The 20,557-nt window shown below is 72.3% G+C and carries 22 protein-coding genes and 1 riboswitch; of the genes, 11 read left to right on the top strand and 11 right to left on the bottom strand.

Features of this window, described 5'->3' with window-relative positions:
- The first annotated feature begins 34 nt into the window (after positions 1-34).
- A complete protein-coding gene (locus ACIRR8_RS28920; RefSeq protein ID WP_404070291.1) occupies positions 35-307 on the top strand; it encodes a bacterioferritin-associated ferredoxin in 273 nt (90 codons plus the stop codon).
- Positions 308-328: 21 nt separating this feature from the next.
- Here ACIRR8_RS28920 and bfr read toward each other — a convergent pair whose 3' ends face one another.
- On the bottom strand, positions 329-808 hold the full coding sequence (gene bfr, locus ACIRR8_RS28915; protein ID WP_387550899.1) for a bacterioferritin: 480 nt from the start codon (positions 806-808) through the stop codon (positions 329-331).
- Between the two features lie 152 nt (positions 809-960).
- Between bfr and ACIRR8_RS28910 the strand changes: the two genes are divergently transcribed.
- Positions 961-1,593 (top strand): sulfite oxidase-like oxidoreductase, encoded by a 633-nt coding sequence (locus tag ACIRR8_RS28910; RefSeq protein ID WP_404070289.1) that lies wholly within the window; start codon positions 961-963, stop codon positions 1,591-1,593.
- Between the two features lie 75 nt (positions 1,594-1,668).
- On the opposite strand, the gene ACIRR8_RS28905 is transcribed toward ACIRR8_RS28910, so the two are convergent.
- From ACIRR8_RS28905 to thiO, 5 genes are all read right to left on the bottom strand, one after another.
- Entirely contained in the window at positions 1,669-2,532 is an 864-nt protein-coding gene (locus tag ACIRR8_RS28905) for a deoxyribonuclease IV (RefSeq protein ID WP_404070287.1), read from the bottom strand.
- Between the two features lie 2 nt (positions 2,533-2,534).
- Entirely contained in the window at positions 2,535-4,463 is a 1,929-nt protein-coding gene (pknB, locus tag ACIRR8_RS28900; RefSeq protein ID WP_404070285.1) for a Stk1 family PASTA domain-containing Ser/Thr kinase, read from the bottom strand.
- Positions 4,464-4,644: 181 nt separating this feature from the next.
- Positions 4,645-5,439, bottom strand: a complete 795-nt coding sequence (locus ACIRR8_RS28895) for a thiazole synthase (protein WP_404070283.1) — start codon at positions 5,437-5,439, stop codon at positions 4,645-4,647.
- 2 nt (positions 5,440-5,441) lie between these two features.
- Positions 5,442-5,654 (bottom strand): sulfur carrier protein ThiS, encoded by a 213-nt coding sequence (gene thiS / locus ACIRR8_RS28890; protein ID WP_404070281.1) that lies wholly within the window; start codon positions 5,652-5,654, stop codon positions 5,442-5,444.
- Positions 5,651-6,859 carry a glycine oxidase ThiO gene (gene thiO, locus ACIRR8_RS28885; RefSeq protein ID WP_404070279.1) on the bottom strand — a complete coding sequence of 403 codons (1,209 nt, stop codon included), beginning with the start codon at positions 6,857-6,859 and terminating at the stop codon, positions 5,651-5,653. Before thiO ends, thiS begins: the two co-directional genes overlap by 4 nt.
- A riboswitch (TPP riboswitch) is annotated at positions 6,857-6,969 on the bottom strand. It overlaps the preceding gene by 3 nt.
- 109 nt (positions 6,970-7,078) lie before the next feature.
- On the opposite strand from thiO, the gene ACIRR8_RS28880 reads away from it, so the two are divergent.
- From ACIRR8_RS28880 to ACIRR8_RS28855, 6 genes are all read left to right on the top strand, one after another.
- On the top strand, positions 7,079-7,420 hold the full coding sequence (locus ACIRR8_RS28880) for a hypothetical protein (RefSeq protein WP_404070277.1): 342 nt from the start codon (positions 7,079-7,081) through the stop codon (positions 7,418-7,420).
- Positions 7,421-7,449: 29 nt separating this feature from the next.
- Positions 7,450-8,694, top strand: coding sequence for an NAD(P)/FAD-dependent oxidoreductase (locus tag ACIRR8_RS28875; protein ID WP_404070275.1), 1,245 nt, complete (start codon positions 7,450-7,452; stop codon positions 8,692-8,694).
- Positions 8,695-8,765: 71 nt separating this feature from the next.
- Positions 8,766-9,131 (top strand): Rv2175c family DNA-binding protein, encoded by a 366-nt coding sequence (locus tag ACIRR8_RS28870; RefSeq protein ID WP_030564177.1) that lies wholly within the window; start codon positions 8,766-8,768, stop codon positions 9,129-9,131.
- A 79-nt stretch (positions 9,132-9,210) separates the two neighbouring features.
- Complete coding sequence (thiE, locus tag ACIRR8_RS28865) at positions 9,211-9,861, top strand: thiamine phosphate synthase (RefSeq protein WP_404070273.1); 651 nt, start codon at positions 9,211-9,213, stop codon at positions 9,859-9,861.
- 122 nt (positions 9,862-9,983) lie between these two features.
- Entirely contained in the window at positions 9,984-10,901 is a 918-nt protein-coding gene (gene metF / locus ACIRR8_RS28860) for a methylenetetrahydrofolate reductase [NAD(P)H] (protein ID WP_404070271.1), read from the top strand.
- Positions 10,902-10,949: 48 nt separating this feature from the next.
- On the top strand, positions 10,950-11,906 hold the full coding sequence (locus ACIRR8_RS28855) for a hypothetical protein (protein ID WP_404070269.1): 957 nt from the start codon (positions 10,950-10,952) through the stop codon (positions 11,904-11,906).
- Between the two features lie 21 nt (positions 11,907-11,927).
- On the opposite strand, the gene ACIRR8_RS28850 is transcribed toward ACIRR8_RS28855, so the two are convergent.
- The 5 genes from ACIRR8_RS28850 to ACIRR8_RS28830 form a co-directional block, all read right to left on the bottom strand.
- The gene (locus ACIRR8_RS28850) at positions 11,928-13,433 is read right to left on the bottom strand and encodes a phytoene desaturase family protein (RefSeq protein WP_404070267.1); all 1,506 of its coding nucleotides are present in this window, start codon (positions 13,431-13,433) and stop codon (positions 11,928-11,930) included.
- A 65-nt stretch (positions 13,434-13,498) separates the two neighbouring features.
- A complete protein-coding gene (locus ACIRR8_RS28845) occupies positions 13,499-14,116 on the bottom strand; it encodes a DUF4126 domain-containing protein (protein WP_026241479.1) in 618 nt (205 codons plus the stop codon).
- 350 nt (positions 14,117-14,466) lie between these two features.
- Positions 14,467-15,078, bottom strand: coding sequence for a TetR/AcrR family transcriptional regulator (locus ACIRR8_RS28840; protein ID WP_093692959.1), 612 nt, complete (start codon positions 15,076-15,078; stop codon positions 14,467-14,469).
- A gap of 29 nt (positions 15,079-15,107) precedes the next feature.
- On the bottom strand, positions 15,108-17,204 hold the full coding sequence (locus ACIRR8_RS28835) for a YhgE/Pip family protein (RefSeq protein WP_404070265.1): 2,097 nt from the start codon (positions 17,202-17,204) through the stop codon (positions 15,108-15,110).
- A complete protein-coding gene (locus ACIRR8_RS28830) occupies positions 17,176-17,946 on the bottom strand; it encodes an ATP-binding cassette domain-containing protein (RefSeq protein WP_404070263.1) in 771 nt (256 codons plus the stop codon). The genes ACIRR8_RS28835 and ACIRR8_RS28830 overlap by 29 nt, the downstream gene beginning before the upstream one ends.
- A 187-nt stretch (positions 17,947-18,133) precedes the next feature.
- Between ACIRR8_RS28830 and ACIRR8_RS28825 the strand changes: the two genes are divergently transcribed.
- From ACIRR8_RS28825 to ACIRR8_RS28815, 3 genes are all read left to right on the top strand, one after another.
- On the top strand, positions 18,134-18,661 hold the full coding sequence (locus ACIRR8_RS28825; protein ID WP_404070261.1) for an SAV_6107 family HEPN domain-containing protein: 528 nt from the start codon (positions 18,134-18,136) through the stop codon (positions 18,659-18,661).
- Positions 18,662-18,785: 124 nt separating this feature from the next.
- Complete coding sequence (locus ACIRR8_RS28820; RefSeq protein WP_404070259.1) at positions 18,786-19,544, top strand: class I SAM-dependent methyltransferase; 759 nt, start codon at positions 18,786-18,788, stop codon at positions 19,542-19,544.
- Positions 19,545-19,846: 302 nt separating this feature from the next.
- On the top strand, positions 19,847-20,254 hold the full coding sequence (locus ACIRR8_RS28815) for a DUF3040 domain-containing protein (protein ID WP_404070257.1): 408 nt from the start codon (positions 19,847-19,849) through the stop codon (positions 20,252-20,254).
- The last annotated feature ends 303 nt before the right edge of the window (positions 20,255-20,557 follow it).

The following is a 20,557-nucleotide window of genomic DNA, read 5'->3' as shown; positions in this document are numbered from 1 at the left end:
GCTCCAGCGACCGGCCCGCAGGGAGGTGAACCGCATGTACGTCTGCTCCTGCTTCGGCATCACCGAGGCGCAGGTCAAGAAGCATGCGGACGCCGGGGCCTGCACCCCGCGCCAGATCGCCTCGGCCTGCAAGGCCGGCACCGACTGCGGCGGCTGTGTCCGCCGGATCCAGGCCCTGCTGGGGCGCGACTGCTCGCGCCGCGACCTCGTCAGCCAGCAGCGGGAGCCCGTGGCGGCCTCCGTCGGCCACCCGGTGGCCCTGCCGGTGGCGGCGGTCCAGGACACCCGTCTTCCCGACGCGGCCTGACCCTTCCCCGTACAGCGGCTGTCAGCTCTCCGGCTGCTCGATCAGCTGCGCGATGTACAGCGGCTCACCGAGCTTCTCCACCAGCTCCAGCTGGGTGTCGAGGTAGTCGATGTGGTGCTCCTCGTCCTCCAGGATGGACTCGAAGATGTTCGCCGAGGTGATGTCCCCCTTGGCGCGCATCACCTCGATCCCGCGCTTGAGGCGGTCGATCGCCTCCACCTCGACCTGGCGGTCCGCCTGGAACATCTCGGTGACCGTCTGGCCCACCCGGACGTGGAAGAGCCGCTGGTAGTTCGGCAGTCCGTCCAGGAACAGGATCCGGTCCGTGAGGATCTCGGCGTGCTTCATCTCGTCGAAGGACTCGGCCCGGGTGTACTTGGCGAGCTTGGTCCAGCCGAAGTTGTCCTGCATCTTCGCGTGCAGGAAGTACTGGTTGATAGCGGTCAGTTCGGCGGTCAGCTGTTCATTGAGGAACTCAAGGACCTCGGGGTCGCCCTGCATCGCAGAGGCTCCTTCCAAGCGTGATCGACAAGGTGGCCGCATCCTCGCACCGCACTCACCGGCCGTCCAGTAAGTGCACGCTTAGTACGAGTTGACCCCGAGGGGGTCTGCCCTGGTCATGACCACCCCTGCCTGTCTGTCACCATGGAGACATGGGTCAGCCGGAAAGCCGGGAAAACCGCGAGTCAGAGCAGTCCGAGCTTCCGCCGGGACAGCGCCTGCAGCGCGGATGGCCGGTCACCCACTACGGGCCCGTTCCCAAGTTCAAACCGGAGCGCTGGGAGTTCCGGGTCTTCGGGGCCACCGCCGACGGCGACAAGCACTGCTGGAACCACCAGGACTTCTCGGCGCTGCCGTTCTCCTCCGTCGTCGCCGATCTGCACTGCGTGACGAAGTTCAGCATGATCGGCGCCGAGTGGGGCGGAGTCTCCGCCCGTACGGTGCTCGATCTGGCACCACCGGCGCCCGGCGTCACCCATGTGATGGTCTGGGCCGAGTACGGCTTCTCCTCGAACCTGCGCCTGGCCGACTTCGCCTCCGACCGCACGCTCTTCGCCACCCATAAGGACGGCGAGCTGCTCACCGCAGAGCACGGCTTCCCGCTCCGCCTCGTCGTCCCGCACCTGTACGCCTGGAAGGGCCCGAAGTGGGTCCGGGGCGTGGAGTACATGACGGCCGACCGGCGCGGCTTCTGGGAGGAGCGGGGCTACCACAACATCGGCGACCCCTGGAGCGAGCAGCGCTATTCGTACCAGGAGGAGCCGGGGGACGGCCCCGAGCTCTAGGGGGTGCCCTGCCGAAGACACCCCCTAGGTGGTGCCCTGCCGAGCATGCCGGGCTCGGCTTGTTCAGCCCCAGGGCTACTTCCGGACGTCCTCCCGCAGCTCCTTCAGCCGGGCCACGTCCGCCGCGTGCCCCTCCTTGCCGCCGGGCGTCTCGATCACCAGTGGTACGCCCTCGGTCGCCGGGTGGGTGAACAGCTCCCGGAACGGCTCGGCGCCGATATGGCCGGAGCCGATGTTCTCGTGCCGGTCCTTGTGCGCGCCGACGACGTCCTTGGAGTCGTTGGCGTGGATCAGCTTCAGCCGCCCCTCACCGACCGTCTCCACCAGCAGATCGAGCGTCTGCCGCATCCCGGACGGTCCGGCCAGGTCGTGGCCCGCCGCGTAGATGTGACAGGTGTCCAGGCAGATGCCCAGCTTGGGGTGGGCGTCCAGCGCCTCGAAGTACGGTCCGAAGTCCCACGTACGGGAGCAGAGCGAGAAGCCCTGGCCCGCCGTCGACTCCAGCAGCAGATACGGGTCGTTGTCATGGGTCAGCTCGTCCAGCAGCGGCCGCATGTGCTCCCGCACCTGGGCCAGCGCCTCGGAGCGGGGCCGCCCGCCGGTCGCCGAGCCGGTGTGCACCACCACGCCCAGCGCGCCGATCTGCCGGGCCCGCCGCAGCGAGTGGCGCAGCGACTCCACGGACTTCTCGACCGTCGCCTCGCTGTGCGACCCGAAGTTGATCAGATACGGGGCGTGGACGTACGCCGGTATCGACGCGGCCGCGCACTCCGCGCGGAACAGCTCGTCCTGCGCCGGGTTCCCGGCGGGCGTCGCCCAGCCGCGCGGATTGGCGACGAAGACCTGCACGGCCTCGGCCACCAGCTCCCGGGCGTACTCCAGACCGACCTTCGCGAGGCCGCCGGCCACCGGGACGTGTCCGCCCACCGGGTTACGCATGTCTAGAGCCCCTTGGTCCTGATCGTGATGGTGGAACCTTCCGGAGCCTGCTCGCCGCCGTCCACGGACTGGCGCGCGACGGTGTCGCTGAAGGAGAGGAACGGCCGGTCGACCTTCACCTCGAAGCCCGCCTCCTCCAGGGTGGCCCGGGCCTCGTCGACGTCCCGCCCGGTGACATCGGGGACGTCCAGCATGCGCGGTCCCTTGGAGACGGTCAGCTCGATCGTGTCGCCTTCCGCCGCCTCGTCGCCGGCGCCCGGGGACTGCTCGGCGATGTCCCCGTCGGCCTCTGCGGAGTGGACCCGGCCGGGCAGCACCTCCACCTTCAGCCCCTCTCCTTCCAGCTCCGCGGTGGCGTCCTGGACGGAGAGGCCGGTGACGTCCGGCACGTCGATCGGGCTGCCCTTGCTGACGACCAGGGCCACGGCGGTGTCCGGGTTGCGGTCGGTGCCCGCGCGGGGCTCCGTACGGATCACCTCGCCGCGCTCCACCTCCTCGCTGAACTCCCTGGTCACCATGCCGGGGACCAGGCCCACCTTCTTCAGCGAGCGCTTGGCGTCCGCGAGGGAGGAGCCCGCCACATCGGGCACCCGGACGATCTCCGGGCCGCGCGAGACGACCAGCTTCACCGAGCCGTTGCCCCGGATCCGGTCGCCGGAGGCCGGGTCGCTGCCGACCACCGAACCCCGCTCCACGGTGTCGCTGAAGACCCGCTCCACGCCCTCCAGCCCGAGCCCCTCGTCCGAGAGCCGCTGCTCCGCCGCCTTCTGGGTCTGGCCGAGCAGCGAGGGGACCTGGGTGAACTGGCCGGAGTTGATGTACCAGACGCCCATGCCGACGCCGAGCGTCAGCAGGACGGCGGTGATGATCGTGATCAGCTTGCGGTGCGGGCCGCCGAACGGACCGCGCCGGGCAGCCCTGCGCCGGGGCGGTGCGACCGGCGGCGGCATCTCCAGACGGCTGGTGCGGTACACGCCGTCCCCGGGCCCGTCCGCCGGAAGGGCCCGCGGGATCACGCTCGTACGGTCCTGTGCGCCGTCGTGCGTGTCCGAGAGCGCCTGCGGCGGTACGGCGTCCAGCTCCGCCTCGGTCAGCCCGGCACGGGCCTCCCGGGCCTCGGCCAGCAGCAGCACCGCGTCGTACGGGCGCACCTCGGGATTGCGGGCGGTCGCGCTCGCCACCAGGCTGTCCAGCGCCACCGGCAGCCCCGGCACCATGGCGGACGGGGCCGGGACGTCGTTGTTGAGGTGCTGGTAGATGACCTGGGCGGCGTTCTCGCCGGTGTGCGGCTTGGCACCGGTCAGCATCTCGTAGAGCACCACACCGCAGGCGTACACATCACTGCGGGTGTCGGCGGTGCCGTGCTCGATCTGCTCCGGCGCCAGATACGAGACCGTACCCAGCAGCGAACCGGTGGTGTCGGTGGCCGTGCCGACCGCTCTGACCAGCCCGAAGTCGGCGACCTTCACCCGGCCGTCGTCGCCTATCAGGACGTTCTCCGGCTTCATGTCGCGGTGCACGAACCCGGCCCGGTGCGCGGCGCCGAGCGCGGCGAGGACCGGCTCCAGGATGTCCAGCGCGGCCCGGGGCTGGAGGGCGCCGCGCTCACGCAGGACGTCGCGCAGGGTGCAGCCCGCCACGTACTCCATCGCGAGATAGACGTACGCACCTTCTGCGCCCTGGTCGAAGACCGCGACGACGTTGGGGTGCGCGAGCCGCGCCACCGACTTGGCCTCGCGGATGAACCGCTCGACGAAGGCGACGTCGACGGCGAGCGCCGGATGCATCACCTTGAGGGCGAGCACCCGGTCCAGGCGGGTGTCCACGGCCCGGTAGACCGTGGCCATCCCGCCGACCGCGATGCGCGCCTCAATGCGATACCGGCCGTCGAGCAGCTGCCCGACGAGAGGATCCTGGAGGGTCGTGTCCACCCCGAGAGTCTACGAGCCGCCACCGACAGCCCGGACGGGCCGGGGCGCTCCCGAGCCCGTTCTGCAGCCGATCCGTGACAGGGCCGCGCCCCAGGTCGGGAGGCAATTCAACCCCTCCGGCGTTTGAGGCGCGAGGGCTCGGGGGCAGCGCTCCCGACCACGCACCTGCGCCCACCTGCGCTCAGAACGCCGGCCGCTCCGGATCCAGCGCCGCCCGCCCGTCCACCGGCGAGGACGCCTCGGCGAAGTGGCGGCGGGGGATCCGGCCCGCCCGGAAGGCCAGGCGCCCGCCCTCCACCGCGTGACGCATCGCACCCGCCATCAGCTCCGGCTCCTGCGCCCGGGTCACCGCCGAGGCGAGCATCACCGCCGCGCACCCCAGCTCCATCGCCAGGGCCGCGTCCGACGCCGTCCCGGCCCCCGCGTCCAGGATCACCGGCACCCCGGCCCGCTCCACGATCAGCTCGAAGTTGTGCGGGTTGCGGATGCCTAGCCCGGAGCCGATGGGGGAGCCGAGCGGCATGATCGCCGCGCACCCGACGTCCTCCAGCTTCCGGGCCAGGACCGGGTCGTCGTTGGTGTACGGCAGCACGGTGAACCCGTCGTCTACCAGGATCTCCGCCGCGTCCAGCAGCTCGATCGGGTCCGGCAGCAGCGTCCTCTCGTCGGCCACCACCTCCAGCTTGACCCAGTCGGTGCCGAGCGCCTCCCGGGCCAGCCGCGCGGTCAGCACCGCCTCACCGGCGGTGAAGCAGCCCGCCGTGTTCGGCAGCACCTGGATGGAGAGCCGCTCCAGCACGGAGAGCACCGAGCCCTGCACGGTCGGGTCGAGCCGCCGCATGGCGACGGTGGTCAGCTCGGTCCCGGAGGCGATCAGCGACCGCTCCAGCACCTCCAGGCTCGGCGCCCCGCCGGTGCCCATGATCAGCCGGGAGCCGAAGGCGGCCGGTCCCAGGGTGAAGACGTCGTCGGACACGGTCAGCCTCCCTGGACGGCGGTCAGGACCTCGACGCGGTCGCCCTCGCCGAGCGTGGTGGCGGCCCACCGGCCGCGTGGCACGACGCTCTCGTTGACGGCGGCGGCGACCCCGGAGGGCGCGGCGGTCAGGGTGGCGACGAGCCGGTCCAGTGCGGTGCCCTCGTCGAGCGTGCGCGGCTCGCCGTTGACCGAGACGGATACCTGTGGGGTCATGCGGACTGCTCCTGGAGTACGGGGGTGGCGGCGGCGGACGTGAACCGGCCCGGCGCGAAGGGGCGGGCCACCTCGGGCAGCTCGCCGGTGGTCAGCGCTTCGGCCATCGCGTCGCCGGTGACGGGCGTCAGCAGGACGCCGTTGCGGTGGTGGCCGGTGGCGAGGAGGAGACCGGGCACGGCGGTCGGGCCGAGCAGCGGGGCGTTGTCGGGCGATGCGGGACGCAGGCCGGCGCGGGTCTCGGTGAGCGGCAGTTCGGTGATGCCGGGCACCAGCTCATGGGCGTCGCGCAGCAGCTCGTAGACCCCGCCGGCGGTGACCGTGGTGTCCCAGCCCATCTCCTCGCTGGTGGCGCCGACGACCAGTTCGCCGTTCTCGCGCGGTACGAGGTAGAGGTGGCCGCCCCGGACCACGGCACGGACGGTCCGGCTGAGGAAAGGGGCGTACGCCGGTGGCACGGTGAGCCGCAGGACCTGGCCCTTGACCGGGCGGACCGGCGGCAGGACCTCCTCGGGCACGCCCGCGAGCCGCCCGCTGAGGCTGCCCGCCGCCAGGACGACCTGGTCGGCCCCGACCTCCGTACCGTCATCGAGCGAGGCTCCGGTGGCCCGGCCTCCGGCGACGGTGAGCCGCTCGGCGGAGGCCCTGCGGAACACCACTCCGGCCCGCTCGCAGGCGGCCAGCAGCGCCGCGGCCAGCCGGCGCGGATCCACCTGGTGGTCACCGTCCACCCGCAGCCCGCCCCGGACCCCCGGCGCGAGCATCGGCTCCAGCCGGCGGCACTCGCGGCCGCTCAGCCAGACCGACTCCAGACCCGAGCGCTCCTGGAGGGCGTGCAGTTCCCGCAGGTGCGCCCGGTCGTCGGAGTCCAGCGCCACGGCGAGCGTCCCGCAGGTCCGGAAACCGGTCTCCCGGCCGCTCGCCGCCTCCAGCTCCGCGACGAACTCCGGATAGCGGGCGGCGGAGGCCAGGTTGAGGCCGAGGAGCATCTCCTCGCCGTAGTGCAGTTCGGTGACGGCGGCCAGCATGCCCGCCGCGACCTGGGCGGCCCCGCCGCCCGGACCGGGATCGGCCACGGTGACGGCCAGCCCGCGCTGGGCCGCCCGCCACGCGGTGACCAGGCCGATGATGCCGCCCCCGATGACGAGGACATCGGATCCTGTTCTCTCCCCCGGGCTTCCGGAGGTCTTCCCCGAGACGCGCATGGGTGTCCAGCCCCTCCCTTCGCCGGCATGACCCGGATCAGGTTCGTACGGTCGGAGGCGCTCCAGCCTCCCTCTCAGCCCGGTGCGCCCGGGCTCCCGCGAGTGTTCTACGTTGGCCAGCCTAGGGCCTGTCGTCAAACTGCCGCCTGCCGGGCGGCGACGGCAGTTTGACGACAGGCCCTACCCACCCGCCTTCCGACCGGCAAGGGAGCAGCCACCGTGGCCCGTTCGCTCGAAGGACTCGTCCTCTCACCCGTCGCCGACCAGGCCCCGGGCCAGGTCGGCACCCGTACCCGCTTCACCTACCACGAGCGGGACGGCGCGATCTGGGCCGAGTACGCGGGCGGTGACGTGGTCCGCGGCCATCTCGTCGGCACCCGCGAGGCGGATCGGCTCGACTTCCGCTACGTCCAGCTCAAGCAGGACGGAACGACCTCTTCCGGACACTGCCTCTCCACCGTCACCGACCTCCCGGACGGCCGGGTGCGGCTGGAGGAGCGCTGGGAATGGGAGTCACAGGAAGGCAGCGGAACGAGCGTGGTGGAAGAAGTCACCCATTGACGCCGCGTCAGCTGAATAGAGTGGTACACGTGAGCGAGCAGACGGAAGAGCACGTGGCCGGGCGGCCGACACGGAACGTCGTGGTCGTCGGGGCGGGCATGGCGGGCGTGCAGACCGCCGTCGCCCTGCGGGAAGCCGGCTTCGCCGGCACCGTCACCCTGATCGGCGCCGAACCCCACCAGCCCTACGACCGGCCGCCGCTGTCCAAGGCGGTGCTGCTCGGCAAGGCCGAGGACTCCGCCTTCGACGTCGACTTCGAGGCCCTGGAGATCACGCTCCGCCTCGGCCTGGGCGTCACCGCCCTCCGCGCCGCCGACCACGTCCTGGACACCGCCGACGGCCCCGTCCCCTACGACGTCCTGGTCCTGGCGACCGGCGCGGAGCCCATCGCCCTGCCCGGCACCGAGGGCGTCCCCGGCGTCCATCTGCTGCGCACCCTGGACGACGCCGCCCGGCTGCGTCCCGTCCTTGAGGAGCAGCACGACGTGGTGGTCGTCGGGGCCGGGTGGATCGGCGCCGAGTTCGCCACCGCCGCCCGCGCCGCCGGCTGCGCGGTCACCGTGGTCGAGGCCGCCGCCCGCCCGCTGGCCGGAACCCTGCCCGCCGAAGTCGCGGCCCCGATGGCCGACTGGTACGCGGAGAGCGGCGCCGCACTCCTCACCGACGCCCGGGTCGAGCGCGTCGAGCCCGGCAGGGTGGTCCTCGCGGACGGCCGCGTACTGCCCGCCGGAGCCGTCGTCGTCGGCATCGGCGCCCGCCCCGCCACCGGCTGGCTCGCCGGCTCCGGGATCGAACGCGGCCCGGACGGCTCGGTCACCGCCGACAGCGCGCTGCGCACCTCCCTGCCCGATGTGTACGCCGTCGGCGACTGCGCCTCCTTCCCCTCCGCCCGCTACGGCGAACGCCTGCTCATCCACCACTGGGACAACGCCCTCCAGGGCCCGCGCACCGCCGCCGCCGCGATCCTCGCCGCCGGGAGCGGCGACCCGCTGCCGGTCCACGACCCCGTCCCGTACTTCTGGTCCGAACAGTTCGGCCGCTTCGTGCAGTACGCCGGCCACCACGCCCACGCCGACACCCTGGTGTGGCGCGGCGACGGCACCGAGGCCACCTGGTCGGTCTGCTGGCTGAAGGCCGGCGCCCTGGTCGCCGTCCTCGCGGTGGGCCGCCCGCGCGACCTCGCCCAGGGCCGCAAGCTCATCGAATCCGGGGCCGTCCTCGACCCGGACCGGGTCGCCGACCCCGCCGTACCGCTGAAGTCCACCGCACTCTGAACCGCCGGGTCCGACCCCCGTACGGTCGGCCCGGCTACCGGCTGTCAGTCCTGGATGGCACGCTTGTCCCTGTGACCGAGATTGACGCAAAGACCGATGCACTCGTCCCCGCCTGGCTCCACCTGCCCGACATCGCGGAGAAGCTCGATGTCGAGGTGACGCGTGTACGGCAGCTGGTCAAGGAAGGCCAGCTCATCGCCGTACGCCGTGGTGAGAACCGGACGCTCCAGGTGCCTGCCGCCTTCATCGACGGCGACAAGGTGGTCAAGGGCCTCTCCGGCACCCTGACCCTCCTGAGGGACGACGGCTACTCCGACGAAGAGATGCTGGAGTGGCTCTTCACTCCCGACCCGACCCTGCCCGGCACCCCCGCACAGGCGCTGAGCGAGAATCGCGGTACGGAGGTGAAGCGCCGAGCCCAGGCGCTCGCCGTCTGACCGACACGACAGGAAGCGGTGTACGGGCCCCGCGTGGTGCGCGGCCCGTGCTCCGCCACGACCACGGGGGAACTCCACCATGCCCACGCCTCGCGAGCGGCTGTCCGACGCCCGGCTCTACCTCTGCACGGACGCCCGCAAGCGCCAGGGCGACCTCCCGGCCTTCCTGGACGCCGTGCTCTCCAGCGGTGTCGACATCGTCCAGCTCCGTGACAAGGGCATGGAGGCCGCCGAGGAGTTGGAGCACCTCGCGGTCTTCGCCGACGCCTGCCGCCGCCACGGCAAGCTTCTCGCCGTCAACGACCGGGCCGATGTCGCCCACGCCGTCGGCGCCGACGTCCTCCACCTCGGCCAGGGCGATCTGCCGGTGGGCGCGGCCCGCGCGATCATCGGCCAGGAGAAGGTGATCGGCCGCTCCACGCACGCCCGGTCCGAGGTCGACGCCGCCGTCGCCCAGGACGGCGTGGACTACTTCTGCACCGGCCCCTGCTGGCCCACCCCCACCAAGCCCGGCCGCCACGCCCCCGGCCTGGACCTCGTGCGGTACGCCGCCTCCCTGGCCCAGCCGCGCCCCTGGTTCGCGATCGGCGGGATCGACGCGGGCAACCTGGACCAGGTGCTGGAGGCCGGTGCCCGCCGCATCGTCGTCGTCCGGGCGATCACCGAGGCGGGCGACCCGGCGGCCGCCACCGCCGACCTGGCGGAGCGGGTCCGGGCGCACACCCTCTGAGCAGGTCTTACGGGCTCTCCAGGGGCGCCTTCATCCCAAGGGGTGGACGGCAAACCGGCAAAACGAGACAATCTCGCCCGCTCTGGTTGGGGGAGTGTCCACCCCCTGGTTAACCTCGCCGTATGGCCCTTGGGACACCTTCCACCAGGACGGATCACGCACGCACGGTGCGTGACCTTCTCGCGACCGGCAAGACCTCGTACTCCTTCGAGTTCTGGGCGCCCAAGACCGAGAAGGGCGAGCGCAACCTCTGGAACGCGCTGCGCCGGATCGAGGCGGTGCGCCCGAGCTTCGTCTCGGTGACCTACGGGGCCGGCGGCTCCACCCGGGCCGGGACCGTGCGCGCGACCCAGCAGATCGCCGCCGACTCCACGCTCACCCCGGTCGCCCACCTCACCGCCGTCAGCCACTCGGTGGCCGAACTGCGCAACATGATCGGCCAGTACGCCGACGCCGGGATCAGGAACATCCTCGCGGTCCGCGGCGACCCGCCCGGCGACCCGATGGGCGAATGGGTCGAGCACCCGCAGGGCGTGAAGTACGCGGCCGACCTCGTCCGCCTCATCAAGGAGTCCGGCGACTTCTGCGTCGGCGTCGCCGCGTTCCCCGAGATGCACCCGCGCTCCACCGACTGGGAGACCGACATCGGTCATTTCGTCGACAAGTGCCGGGCCGGTGCCGACTACGCGATCACCCAGATGTTCTTCCGCCCGGAGGACTACCTCCGGATGCGTGACCGGGTGGTCGCCGCCGGTTGCGATACGCCGGTGATTCCCGAGGTCATGCCGCTCACCAGTGTGAAGCAACTGGAAAGATTCTCGCAGCTCAGCAACGCGACCGTCCCGGAGCCGCTGAAAGAGCGCATCCTCGCGGTCAAGGACGATCCCGCCGCTGTACGCTCCATCGGTATCGAGTTCGCAACGGAGTTCTGCGCGAAACTGCTGTCCGAGGGTGTACCCGGGCTGCACTTCATCACGCTCAACAACTCGACGGCAACGCTCGAAATCTACGAGAATCTCGGACTGCACAAGCAGTCGTGACCGGCCGTACCCGCCCCCGAGCGGCTGCGGCCGCAGGAGGGGGCGGGCGTGGGCTGGACGGTCCTCTACATCGCATTCGGTCTGGTGGCACTGTGGCTGCTGGGTGAGGTGCTGCTGCAGTACAAGGCGCGGCTGCGCTGGCGGCTGCTCGCCTTCGGCGGCTTCCTCGGTGTCGTCATGGGCGTCCTGCTCGCCTCCGTCCCGGTCATCGTCGTCGGCACCCTCGCCTTCGCCACCGGCCAGACCTATGTGACGCTCTCCTTCCGGCGCGGCTTCTCCACCGGCTGGGCCATAGGCGGCAGCCCGGGCGAGAGCCGCCGCCGCAAGGGCGGCGAGCGCGCGGCCGCCAAGGAGCCCACGCTGGAGGTCTCCGGCCTGGAGGTCTCGGACCCGGCCGCCGACTCCGGCTTCGACTCCTTCGGCCACTCCACCGGGATCCCGGCCACCGCCTCCGACGAGCCGACCTCGGTGTACGAGCCGCAGCCGCTTCCCGACGACACCGGCCAGTACGGCGTGTACAGCGACTCCGGCTACGGGACGGGCGGCTCCGGCGGCCAGGACCAGCACGCGTACGAGCCGGACCCGGCGGGAGCGCCGCAGTTCGCCGCGTACGACCCGTACACCGCCTACGACCCGCAGCAGGCCCAGGACACCTACACGGGCCCGTACGACTACGGGACGACCGGCCAGCAGAGCTACGCGGCCTACTCCGACCCGTACATCGGCACGACCAACGGGACGGCCTCCCACGCCGGTTACGACGCCTACGGGAACGGCGGCAACGGCTACGACAGCCAGGGCGGCCAGCAGGGCTACGCCGACCCCTACGCCCAGGGCTACGGCACGGACGCGTACACCACGGACACCCCGCCCGGCGGCGTCTGGGTCCCGCAGCAGCGCGACGCCGAGCAGTACCCGCCGATGCCGCCCGAGCAGCCCGCTCCGTACGGCCGGAGCAACGGCAACGGGTACGACACCGGCCAGAACGAGCAGTACCGCTACTGAGTCGGCGCGCCCCAGCGGCCCCTACCGCGAGCCGCGGAAGCCGTCGCCCTCCACCACCAGCCCGGCCACCAGCGTCCCCGACATCCCGGCGTGCGCGAGCCCGCCGCCCGGGTGCGACCAGCCGCCCGCCAGATAAAGCCCCGGCAGCCGGGTGAGGTTGCCGGGGTGCAGATACGTGCCGTGCGCACCGGCCAGCGCCGGCGGCGGCACCGCACCACCCTCGGCGCCGGTCTGAGCCTCCGTCTCCGCGGGCGTACGGACCTCCATGTGCAGGATCCGCTCCCGCAGCCCGGGAACGGCCGCGGCGGCCCGGTCCACCAAGGCGTCGGCGAACCGCTGCCGCACCGCCGGGTCCGTCCACTCCACCCGGCCCCGCGGGGCCACCACCGCGGTCAGCGTCACCGCCTCGTGCGCCTCGTCCGGCCGGGTCGCCGGGTCGTCGGGGCGCAGCACCGTCACCGTCGGGTGCTCGGCGACCCGGCCGCCGAACACCGCCTCCTGCTCCGCCGCCGCGTCGGCGCTGTGCACCACGGTCCGGTGCACCGCGTCCGCCTCCCGGCCCCCGCGCAGGGACAGCAGCACCACGAACCGCCCCGGCACCGCCGCACCCGACCGGACCCGCACATCGTCCGCGCCCCACACCTGCTGCCCCGGCACCAGATCCGCGTGCGGCCGCGCTCCGAGCACCACCCGGTCCGCCTCGGCCACCTCACCGCCGGCCAGCTCCACCCCCGCCGCCCGGCCGTCCTTCTCCACGACCCGGATCACCTCGGCCCCGAAGACGAACTCCACGCGCCGCGCCAAGCACCGCTCGTACACCGCCCGGGCCAGCTCCCGCATCCCGCCCACCACATACCAGCTGCCGAAGGTCTGCTCCATGTACGGCAGCAGCGCGGCGCTCGCGGGCGCGGTGCGCGGGTCGAGGCCGTAGGAGAGCGCGTACCCGTCGAGCAGAGCGGCGAGCCGGGCGTCCGCCAGCTCCCACGCGCCGATCTCCGCCACCGTGGCCGCCTGCCGGGTGCGCAGGAGCCGCCGCTGCTTCACGGCGGGATACGGGTCGCGGCCCAGCACCTGGTGGTCCGCCCGTAGCGGCTCCTCCAGCAGCGGCCGCCGCGACCGGTCCCAGGCGTCCCGGGCCCGCTCCAGGAACCCGCTCCACCGCTCCCCGGCACCGGATCCGAGCGCCTCGTCCAGGGCGGAAGCCACTCCGGCGCGGGAGGCGTTGGGCAGGGAGACCGTCGTGCCGTCGGCGAAGAGGTGACGGCTCGCCGGGTCCACCTGGGTCAGCGTGACGCACTGCTCCAGGGGCTCCTTGCCGGTCTTGACGAAGAGGTCCCGCTGGACGGCGGGCAGATGCAGCAGCCCGGGCCCGGTGTCGAAGACGAAGCCCTCGTGCTCATGGCGGCCGAGCGAGCCGCCGTAGCTCGCGGACCGTTCGTACACCGTCACCTTGTTGCCCGCGACGGCGAGCCGGGCGGCCGCCGCCATGGCGCCCGTCCCGGCGCCGATCACCGCAATTCGTGCCATGCCGGTGACCTTATCGACCACCACCGACACACCGGCCGGGAGGCCTGGGCCCCACCGCGTACAGCTCAGCCGGGAGGCCAGGGCCCTTCCGCGCCGGCCAGGCGTTTCTCCTCGCGGCGCTGGGCCCGGCGGCGCAGGAAGCGGCGGATCCGCGAGGCCAGGAAGATCACGATGACGATCCCGAGCACCAGCAGAACGGCGGCGATGATCGCCGCCGCCACCGGATTGAATATGGCGAACGTGACGACCCCGGCGACCCCGAGGTCCTCGGCGATGCTCATCCCGATGTTGCTGAAGGGCTCCGGTGAGGTGTTGACCGCCATCCGCGTGCCGGCCTTCACCAGATGGCTCATCAGCGCCGTCGACCCGCCGATCGCCCCGGCCGCCAGCTCCGGCAGCGAACCGCTCTCCCCGGCGAGCAGCGCGGCGATCACCGCTCCCGCCACCGGACGGATCACCGTGTGCGCGGTGTCCCAGACGGAGTCCACGTACGGGATCTTGTCGGCCACCACCTCGCAGAGGAAGAGCACACCGGCCACGATCAGGACGTCGGTGCGCTGCAACGCGGCGGGCACCTCGTCGGAGACGCCGGTCGCGCCGAAGACGCCGAGCAGCAGGACCACCGCGTAGGCGTTGATCCCGCTCGCCCAGCCACTTGTGAACACCAGAGGGATTACGGACACGCAGGAGATCGTAACGACCCGGTCCGACAACCGGCTGGGGTCGGGTGCGCAGCTCTGAGTACCCGTACTCAGGGAGCGAGATGAGTAGGTGCGCGGATAGGCCCGGACCTGCGAGGACGGAAGAGTGGTGACCACGGAAGGGGCGCGGCGCCCGGACCGCCGACACGGGGCGGCGGACCGGCGCGGCCCCTGACGGAACGGGGGTGCACGACGTCAGGACCCGGGGGCCACGGGGGACATACGGGGTCACGGGGAACGGGTCCGACGGATGCGCGGAAGACGCCGGTCCGGTGGCGTTCGCAGGGGGATGCGAACGCCACCGGACCGGCGTCATCGTGTTGCCTGCGTCCTCAGTGGCCGCTGACCCGCCCGTGCAGCAGCAGGGACAGCGCCGAGTGGACCTCGTCGATCGACCGCTCCGGCTGGAACGCCTGCCAGTCCAGCGCCGCCACCAGCACCATCCCGACCAGGGCCGCGGCCGTCAGTGGGATGTCGATCTCCTCGCTCAGCTCACCGCTGCGCACCGCCTCGCGCAGCACGTCCTCCACCACCGCGACGGCCTCCTGCCGCACCACCAGCAGCGTGGACTGCCAGGCGCGGTTGGTGCGCCAGAGCTCGGCCACGTACAGCTGCGTGAAGGCCGGGTAGCGGTCGATGAAGGCGAGGCCGGCCCGGATCATCGCGTCCAGCGCCTCGACCCGGGTGCCGCCGCGCTCCTCGGACTCCTCGGCGGCGGCCCGCAGCGAGGCGGTGAGCAGCCCGACGCCGTGCCGGAGCAGCTCCTCGAACAGTTCGGTCTTGCTCTTGAAGTTGTAATAGACCGTGCCCTTGGCGACCCCGGCCCGCTCGGCGATCTCGTCGACGGTGGTCGCCGAGAACCCCTTCTCGGCGATGAGGGTCACCGCCGCCTCGTAGAGCCTCTGCCGGGTGGCCTGGCGGCGCGTGGTGCCACTGCTTTCCATGAGCCCGATTCTCCCAGCTTCCGGCGCGCTCACAGGCTCAGCTCCGGGTGCAGCCGGCTCAGGCTCCACACCTGCTTGCGGCGTGCGGTCCAGGCGGTGAGGGCGAGCGCGCCGACGGTGAAGGCGGCCAGCACCGCGCAGCCCAGCCAGACCGGGCCGAGCGGACCGCCGGTGATGAGCCTGCGGAGCCCTTCGACGACGTACGTCATGGGCAGGTACGGGTGGATCGCGCCGAAGAAGCCGGGGCTGGTCTGGACGGGGTACGTGCCTCCGGCCGAGGTCAGCTGGAGCATCAGCACGACCAGCACCAGGATGCGTCCCGCCGCGCCGAAGCAGGCGTTCAGCCACTGCACGATCGCGCCGAAGCAGCAGGTCACCAGCGCCAGGAAGGCGATCGTCCCGGCCGAGCGCTCCATCTGGAGCCCCAGGCCCCAGTGCAGGACGGCCATCAGGGCGCCGACCTGGAGGATGCCGATCGCGGCGACCGGGAGCCAGCCGGCGAAGGCGATCCGCCAGGCGGAGGCGCCGGTCGAGAGCGCTCGCTTGTTGAGCGGCTGGATGATCATATAAGCGACCATCGCGCCGACCCAGAGGGAGAGCGGGATGAAGTACGGGGCGAAACCGGTGCCGTAATTGGGTGCCGCGTGAAGAGACTTGGAGGCCAGCTTCACCGGGTCGGCCATGACGTCGGTCCGGGCGTCGCGGTCCTTCTTGTCGTAGTCCGGGATCTTCTCCACGCCGTCGTTGAGCCCCTGGGCGAGCTCGGCCGAGCCGTCGCCGAGCCGGAACAGCCCGCCGTCCAGGTTCTCGGCGCCCGTCTTGAGCTTGCCCATGCCGGTGTCCAGATCGGCCGAGCCGGTACGGGCGTTGCCGAGGCCGGTGTGCAGGTCCGCGGCACCCTTGGCGACCTTGTGGGCACCGGTGTTGAGGGCGTTCACGTCCTTGACGGCCTTCTCCAGGTCGGACTGCAGGGTCGGCGCGCGCTGCGCCAGGTGCTCGGCCTGCTTCTGGAAGGCGGCCAGGTGGGTGCTGAGCGTCTTCAGTTCGCCGTTCTGGCTGGTGACCAGCTTGCTCACGTCGGCGGCCGTCGTGGCGGTGTCCGACGCCGCCTCACTGGCCTTCTTCAGCGCCGGGCAGGAGGCCTCGTCGGGCTCGGCGGCCTCCTCGCACCGGGTGCGGTACACCTCGCCGAGTTCGTCGGCGGCGGTGCGGGCGTCGGCTGCCGCCGCCGGGGCGGCGGCCACCAGCTTGCCGAGCTCCTCGCGCGCGGTCTTCGCCCCGTCGGCGGCCAGGCTTGCGGCCTCCCCGATGCTCTTCCCGTTCTCCTTGAAGTACGTGAAGAAGGGGCGGGCCTGGCCGGCGGCGCCGTTGACCTTGTCGGCCAGCTGCTGGGTGCCGCCGGCCACCTGACGGGCACCGGAGGCCACTTCGCCCGCACCGGTGTTCAGCTTCACGATCCCGTCGGAGAGCCGCTTGCTGCCCGCCTTCGAGTCCTTCAGGCCGTTCGCCAGCTCCTGGGACCCCTTCTTCGCCTTCGATATGCCGCCCTTGAGCTCGTCGGCGCCCTTGGCCGCGTCGGCGGTCTTGTCGTGCAGATCGGAGAAGTTGACGAAGATGCGGTCCAGGAAGCCCCGGGAAGCGTTGGTGGAGGCGGCGTTGCGTACCTCGCCGAAGACCGTCTTGGAGATCTGCCCGACGATGTAGTTGTTGGCGTCGTTCGTCCGCACCTGGAGCGCGCCAGTCTCCGGTGAGTCGCCGCCGCTGGAGGCGATCTTCTCGCTGAAGTCGGACGGCATCGTCAGCGAGAGGTAGTACGTCCCGTCCTCGACGCCCTTGTCCGCTTCCGCGGAGCTCACCTCATGCCACGAGAACACCTTGGAGTCGAGCAGTTTGTCGCTGATCTCGTCCCCCGCCTCGAGGCGCTTGCCGTCGTTGACCGCCCCCTTGTCGTTGTTGACCAGGGCGACGGGCAGCTTGTCGAGGTTCCCGTACGGGTCCCAGAACGAGAACAGGTACAGGGCGCCGTAGAGCAGCGGCAGGAGCAGCAGGGCGACCAGCGCGGCGGCCGGCAGCTTCCCCCTGCGGAACCGCCTCAGCTCAAGCGCGGCCAGCTTCGGCGATCGCATCGGCGCTCTCCTTCTCGGTGGTGGGTGTGGTCGGGATGTCTTCGGCGGCGGGCCCGGTACGGACGACGTGGGCGTCCTGCGGGGCCTCGCTGCACACGGCGAGCACGGTGGTGCCGGACGCGGCCACGGACCGCAGCAGCGCCCAGGCGTCGGCCCGTTCGGCGGGGGAGAGCTTGAGGTCGGCGTCGTCCAGGGCCAGCAGCCGGGGTTTGCCGATCAGGGCCAGAGCGACGGAGAGCCGCAGCGCCTCGATCCGCTCCAGATCCCGTACGGAGGTCCGCTCGGCCTTCGGCAGGGTGGCGGGGTCGAGCCCCGCGGCTTCGAGGGCCGTGTCGATCCGGGCCCGGGCGGTGGCCCGGCGTTCGGCGCGCGGGCGGAGCAGGGTGCGCAGGGAGGACCCGTAACGGCCTTGGAGCAGGGCCCGTTCGCGCAGGTGCTCGGCGACGGTGAAGGCCGGGTCCAGCTCGCTGACGCCCGGCACCGGGCCGAGGGCCGCGATCCTGCGGACGGGCGCCGCCTTGCGGGGCAGTTCGAGGCCGCCGACCCGCGCGCTGCCCTCGGTGGTGCGCATACGGCCGGTCAGAGCGAGCAGAAGGCAGGTGCGTCCGGAGCCGGAAGGTCCTTCGACGGCGACGAGCGACCCCGGCGGAGCGCTGAACCCCACGCCGCGAAAGGCCCAGCCGCGTGGCCCCTTGAGTCCGAAGTCCTCGGCGCTCACTGCGGCGCCGTGCGGGCTCTCCACAGACCCTCCCCTGATCTCGTCCGTGCTGCGATCTTTTAAACTGACTGGTCAGTGCAAAAAGTTAGCCCGAACTCGCGCTCGAAGCAAAACGGCAGGTCAGGGAAGGGTTCTGACCGATTGTCAGTGGGGACCGTCACCATGGACACAGATGGCCACGGAGCCGTCACACGACGACAGGAGGTTCGTCATGGCCAGCTCGTCCGCAGCCGCCGCCCCGCGGCGCCGCGCAGGCAGCCCTGCCCCCTCACTGACCGGTCCCGCCGACGATGTGCACCCCGTGCTGCGCCGCACCACGGCACCGCCCGCCGCCCTCGACCTGCTCGCCAAGGCCCGCACCGGCCTGGACGAGGCCGCCGTGCTGCGCGAACCGAACGAGCGCTACGCCACCGCCCACCTCGCGGCCCTGCGCACGGCGGCCGCCGTGCTGGCCGCCCGTGGCCGCCCCGAGACGAACAAGCGCCACCGCGACCGCATCCGGAGCGTCTGGGAAGTCCTCCCGGAGGTAGCCCCGGAGCTCACCGACTGGAGCGACCTCTTCGCCTCCGGAGCGACCCGCCGGGCCCGCGCGGAGGCGGGCATGCCCGGAGCCGCCGACGACCGGGACGCGGACGGCCTGCTGCACGACGCCGCCCGGTTCCTGCGCCTGGTGGAGCGGCTGCTGGTCCTCCAGCCGGTCCTCCCGCAGCCCAGGCCGGGGAGGCCGGCCACGGGGTGAGACGGGCCGGTGCCGGATGACCGGGACGGCGGTGCGAGGCAATAGGGTGGTCAACGCTCACATCACCACCCGCACTGTTCACGCTCCGCCGTCCAGGCGGCACCGTGCCGAGGAGTCATCTGCCGTGTCGGACCAGCTGCGCCCCCGCGCCTCCCTCCGTACCGCCGTGGTCTGGGAGGTCCTGAAGGACGCTCTGGACCGTCAGGTCAAGGCGGCCGGCCGGGACGCCCTGGATGTCCTGGACACCGGCGGCGGCACCGGCAACTTCGCGGTCCCCGCCGCCCGGCTCGGCCACCGCGTCACCGTCGTCGACCCCAGCCCCAACGCGCTCTTCGCGCTGGAGCGCCGCGCCGCCGAGGCCGGGGTCGCCGACCGGGTCCGCGGTGTCCAGGGCGACATCCTCGGCCTCTTCGACGTCGTGGACCGCGGCGGCTTCGACGCGGTCCTCTGCCACGGAGTCCTGGAGTACGTCGACGAGCCCGCCGAGGGCGTGCGGAACGCGGTGGAGGCCCTGCGCCCCTCCGGGGCCCTCAGCCTGCTCGCCGCGGGGCTGGGCGGGGCCGTGCTGGCCCGCGCGCTGGCCGGTCACTTCACCGAAGCCCGGCAGGCGCTCACCGACCCGGCGGGCCGCTGGGGCGAAGGCGACCCGGTGCCCCGCCGCTTCACCGCCGAGCAGCTCACCGAGCTGGTCTCCGGCGCGGGTCTGGAGGTCGGCGCCGTCCACGGCGTTCGGGTCTTCGCCGACCTCGTCCCCGGCGTCCTGGTGGACACCGAGCCCGGCGCCGTGGACGCGCTCCTCAAGCTCGAAGCCGCCGCCGCCGAGCTGCCGGCCTTCCACTCCGTCGCGACCCAGCTGCACGTTCTCGGCGAGAAGCACCGCTGAACCGACCGCGCGGACCGGCCCCCGGAAGCCCCCGCGAGGGCCGGTACGGGGCTGATCAGCAACGAAGCTGCGAACGGAGTAGGACTCGGGACCCCCGTAGCGGGCAGGAGCCCCGTATGATCGGGTGACACCATCCGGCATGGCGGATCGGTCGTCGGGGAATCTACGCCTCAGCAGCCGAGCCGACATAGCGGTCCGGACTGGCTGAGCGCTAGAGGGCGGGTTTCACGGGGGCGAATCCCTGCCTATCCTGGAAGGGCCGCATACCGGTCGCCCCCGCGGCCGACGACGAGGAGGATCCCGTGCCGCTCTCGGAGCACGAGCAGCGCATGCTCGAGCAGATGGAGCGAGCGCTGTACGCCGAAGATCCCAAGTTCGCGACAGCGCTCGAGGGAAGCGGGCTGCGTACGTACACCCGTAAAAGGGTCTACCAGGCGGTCGCTGGCTTCCTGGTGGGTATCGCGCTCCTCATGGCCGGAATGGTCGCCCAGCAGATCTGGATCAGCGTGGTGGGGTTCCTCGTCATGCTCGGCTGCGCCGTGCTCGCGGTCACCGGATGGCGCAAGGCGCCGAAGCCCGGTGAACAGCAGCAGGCCGCCGCCGCGGACGGCGGGGACGGCGGCTCGCGCCGACGACCCAGACAACGCCGGACGGTGATGAACCGCATCGAGCAGCGGTGGCAGCGCCGCCGCGACGAGCAGGGCCAGTAAGAATCTCTTTGGCCCGGCCCCGAAGCTCATCGCGGGGCGGGGCGGATCGTGCCCGGCACGACGCACGACACTGATGGGTGAGGGGCGGCCGCATTTCTGCGGCCGCCCCTCAGCCGTGTTGCCACATGAATTCTGTGTGACGGGCAGGCGGGCGGAAGGACGGACGGGGCGGGGGGGGGCCCGGCCCCCCCCGGCCGGGCCCCCCCCCCCCCCCCTAAACCCCGCAGGGGGGGGAGCCCCGCCCCCCCCCCCCCCCCCCCCCCCCCCCCCCCCGGGCGCCCAATTTTTTGGGGGGGGGGGGGG

Source organism: Streptomyces sp. NPDC101178, from assembly GCF_044767965.1.
GTDB lineage: Bacteria > Actinomycetota > Actinomycetes > Streptomycetales > Streptomycetaceae > Streptomyces.
Note: the sequence above shows the minus strand (reverse complement) of the source record. Positions and strands in the feature narration are given on the sequence as shown.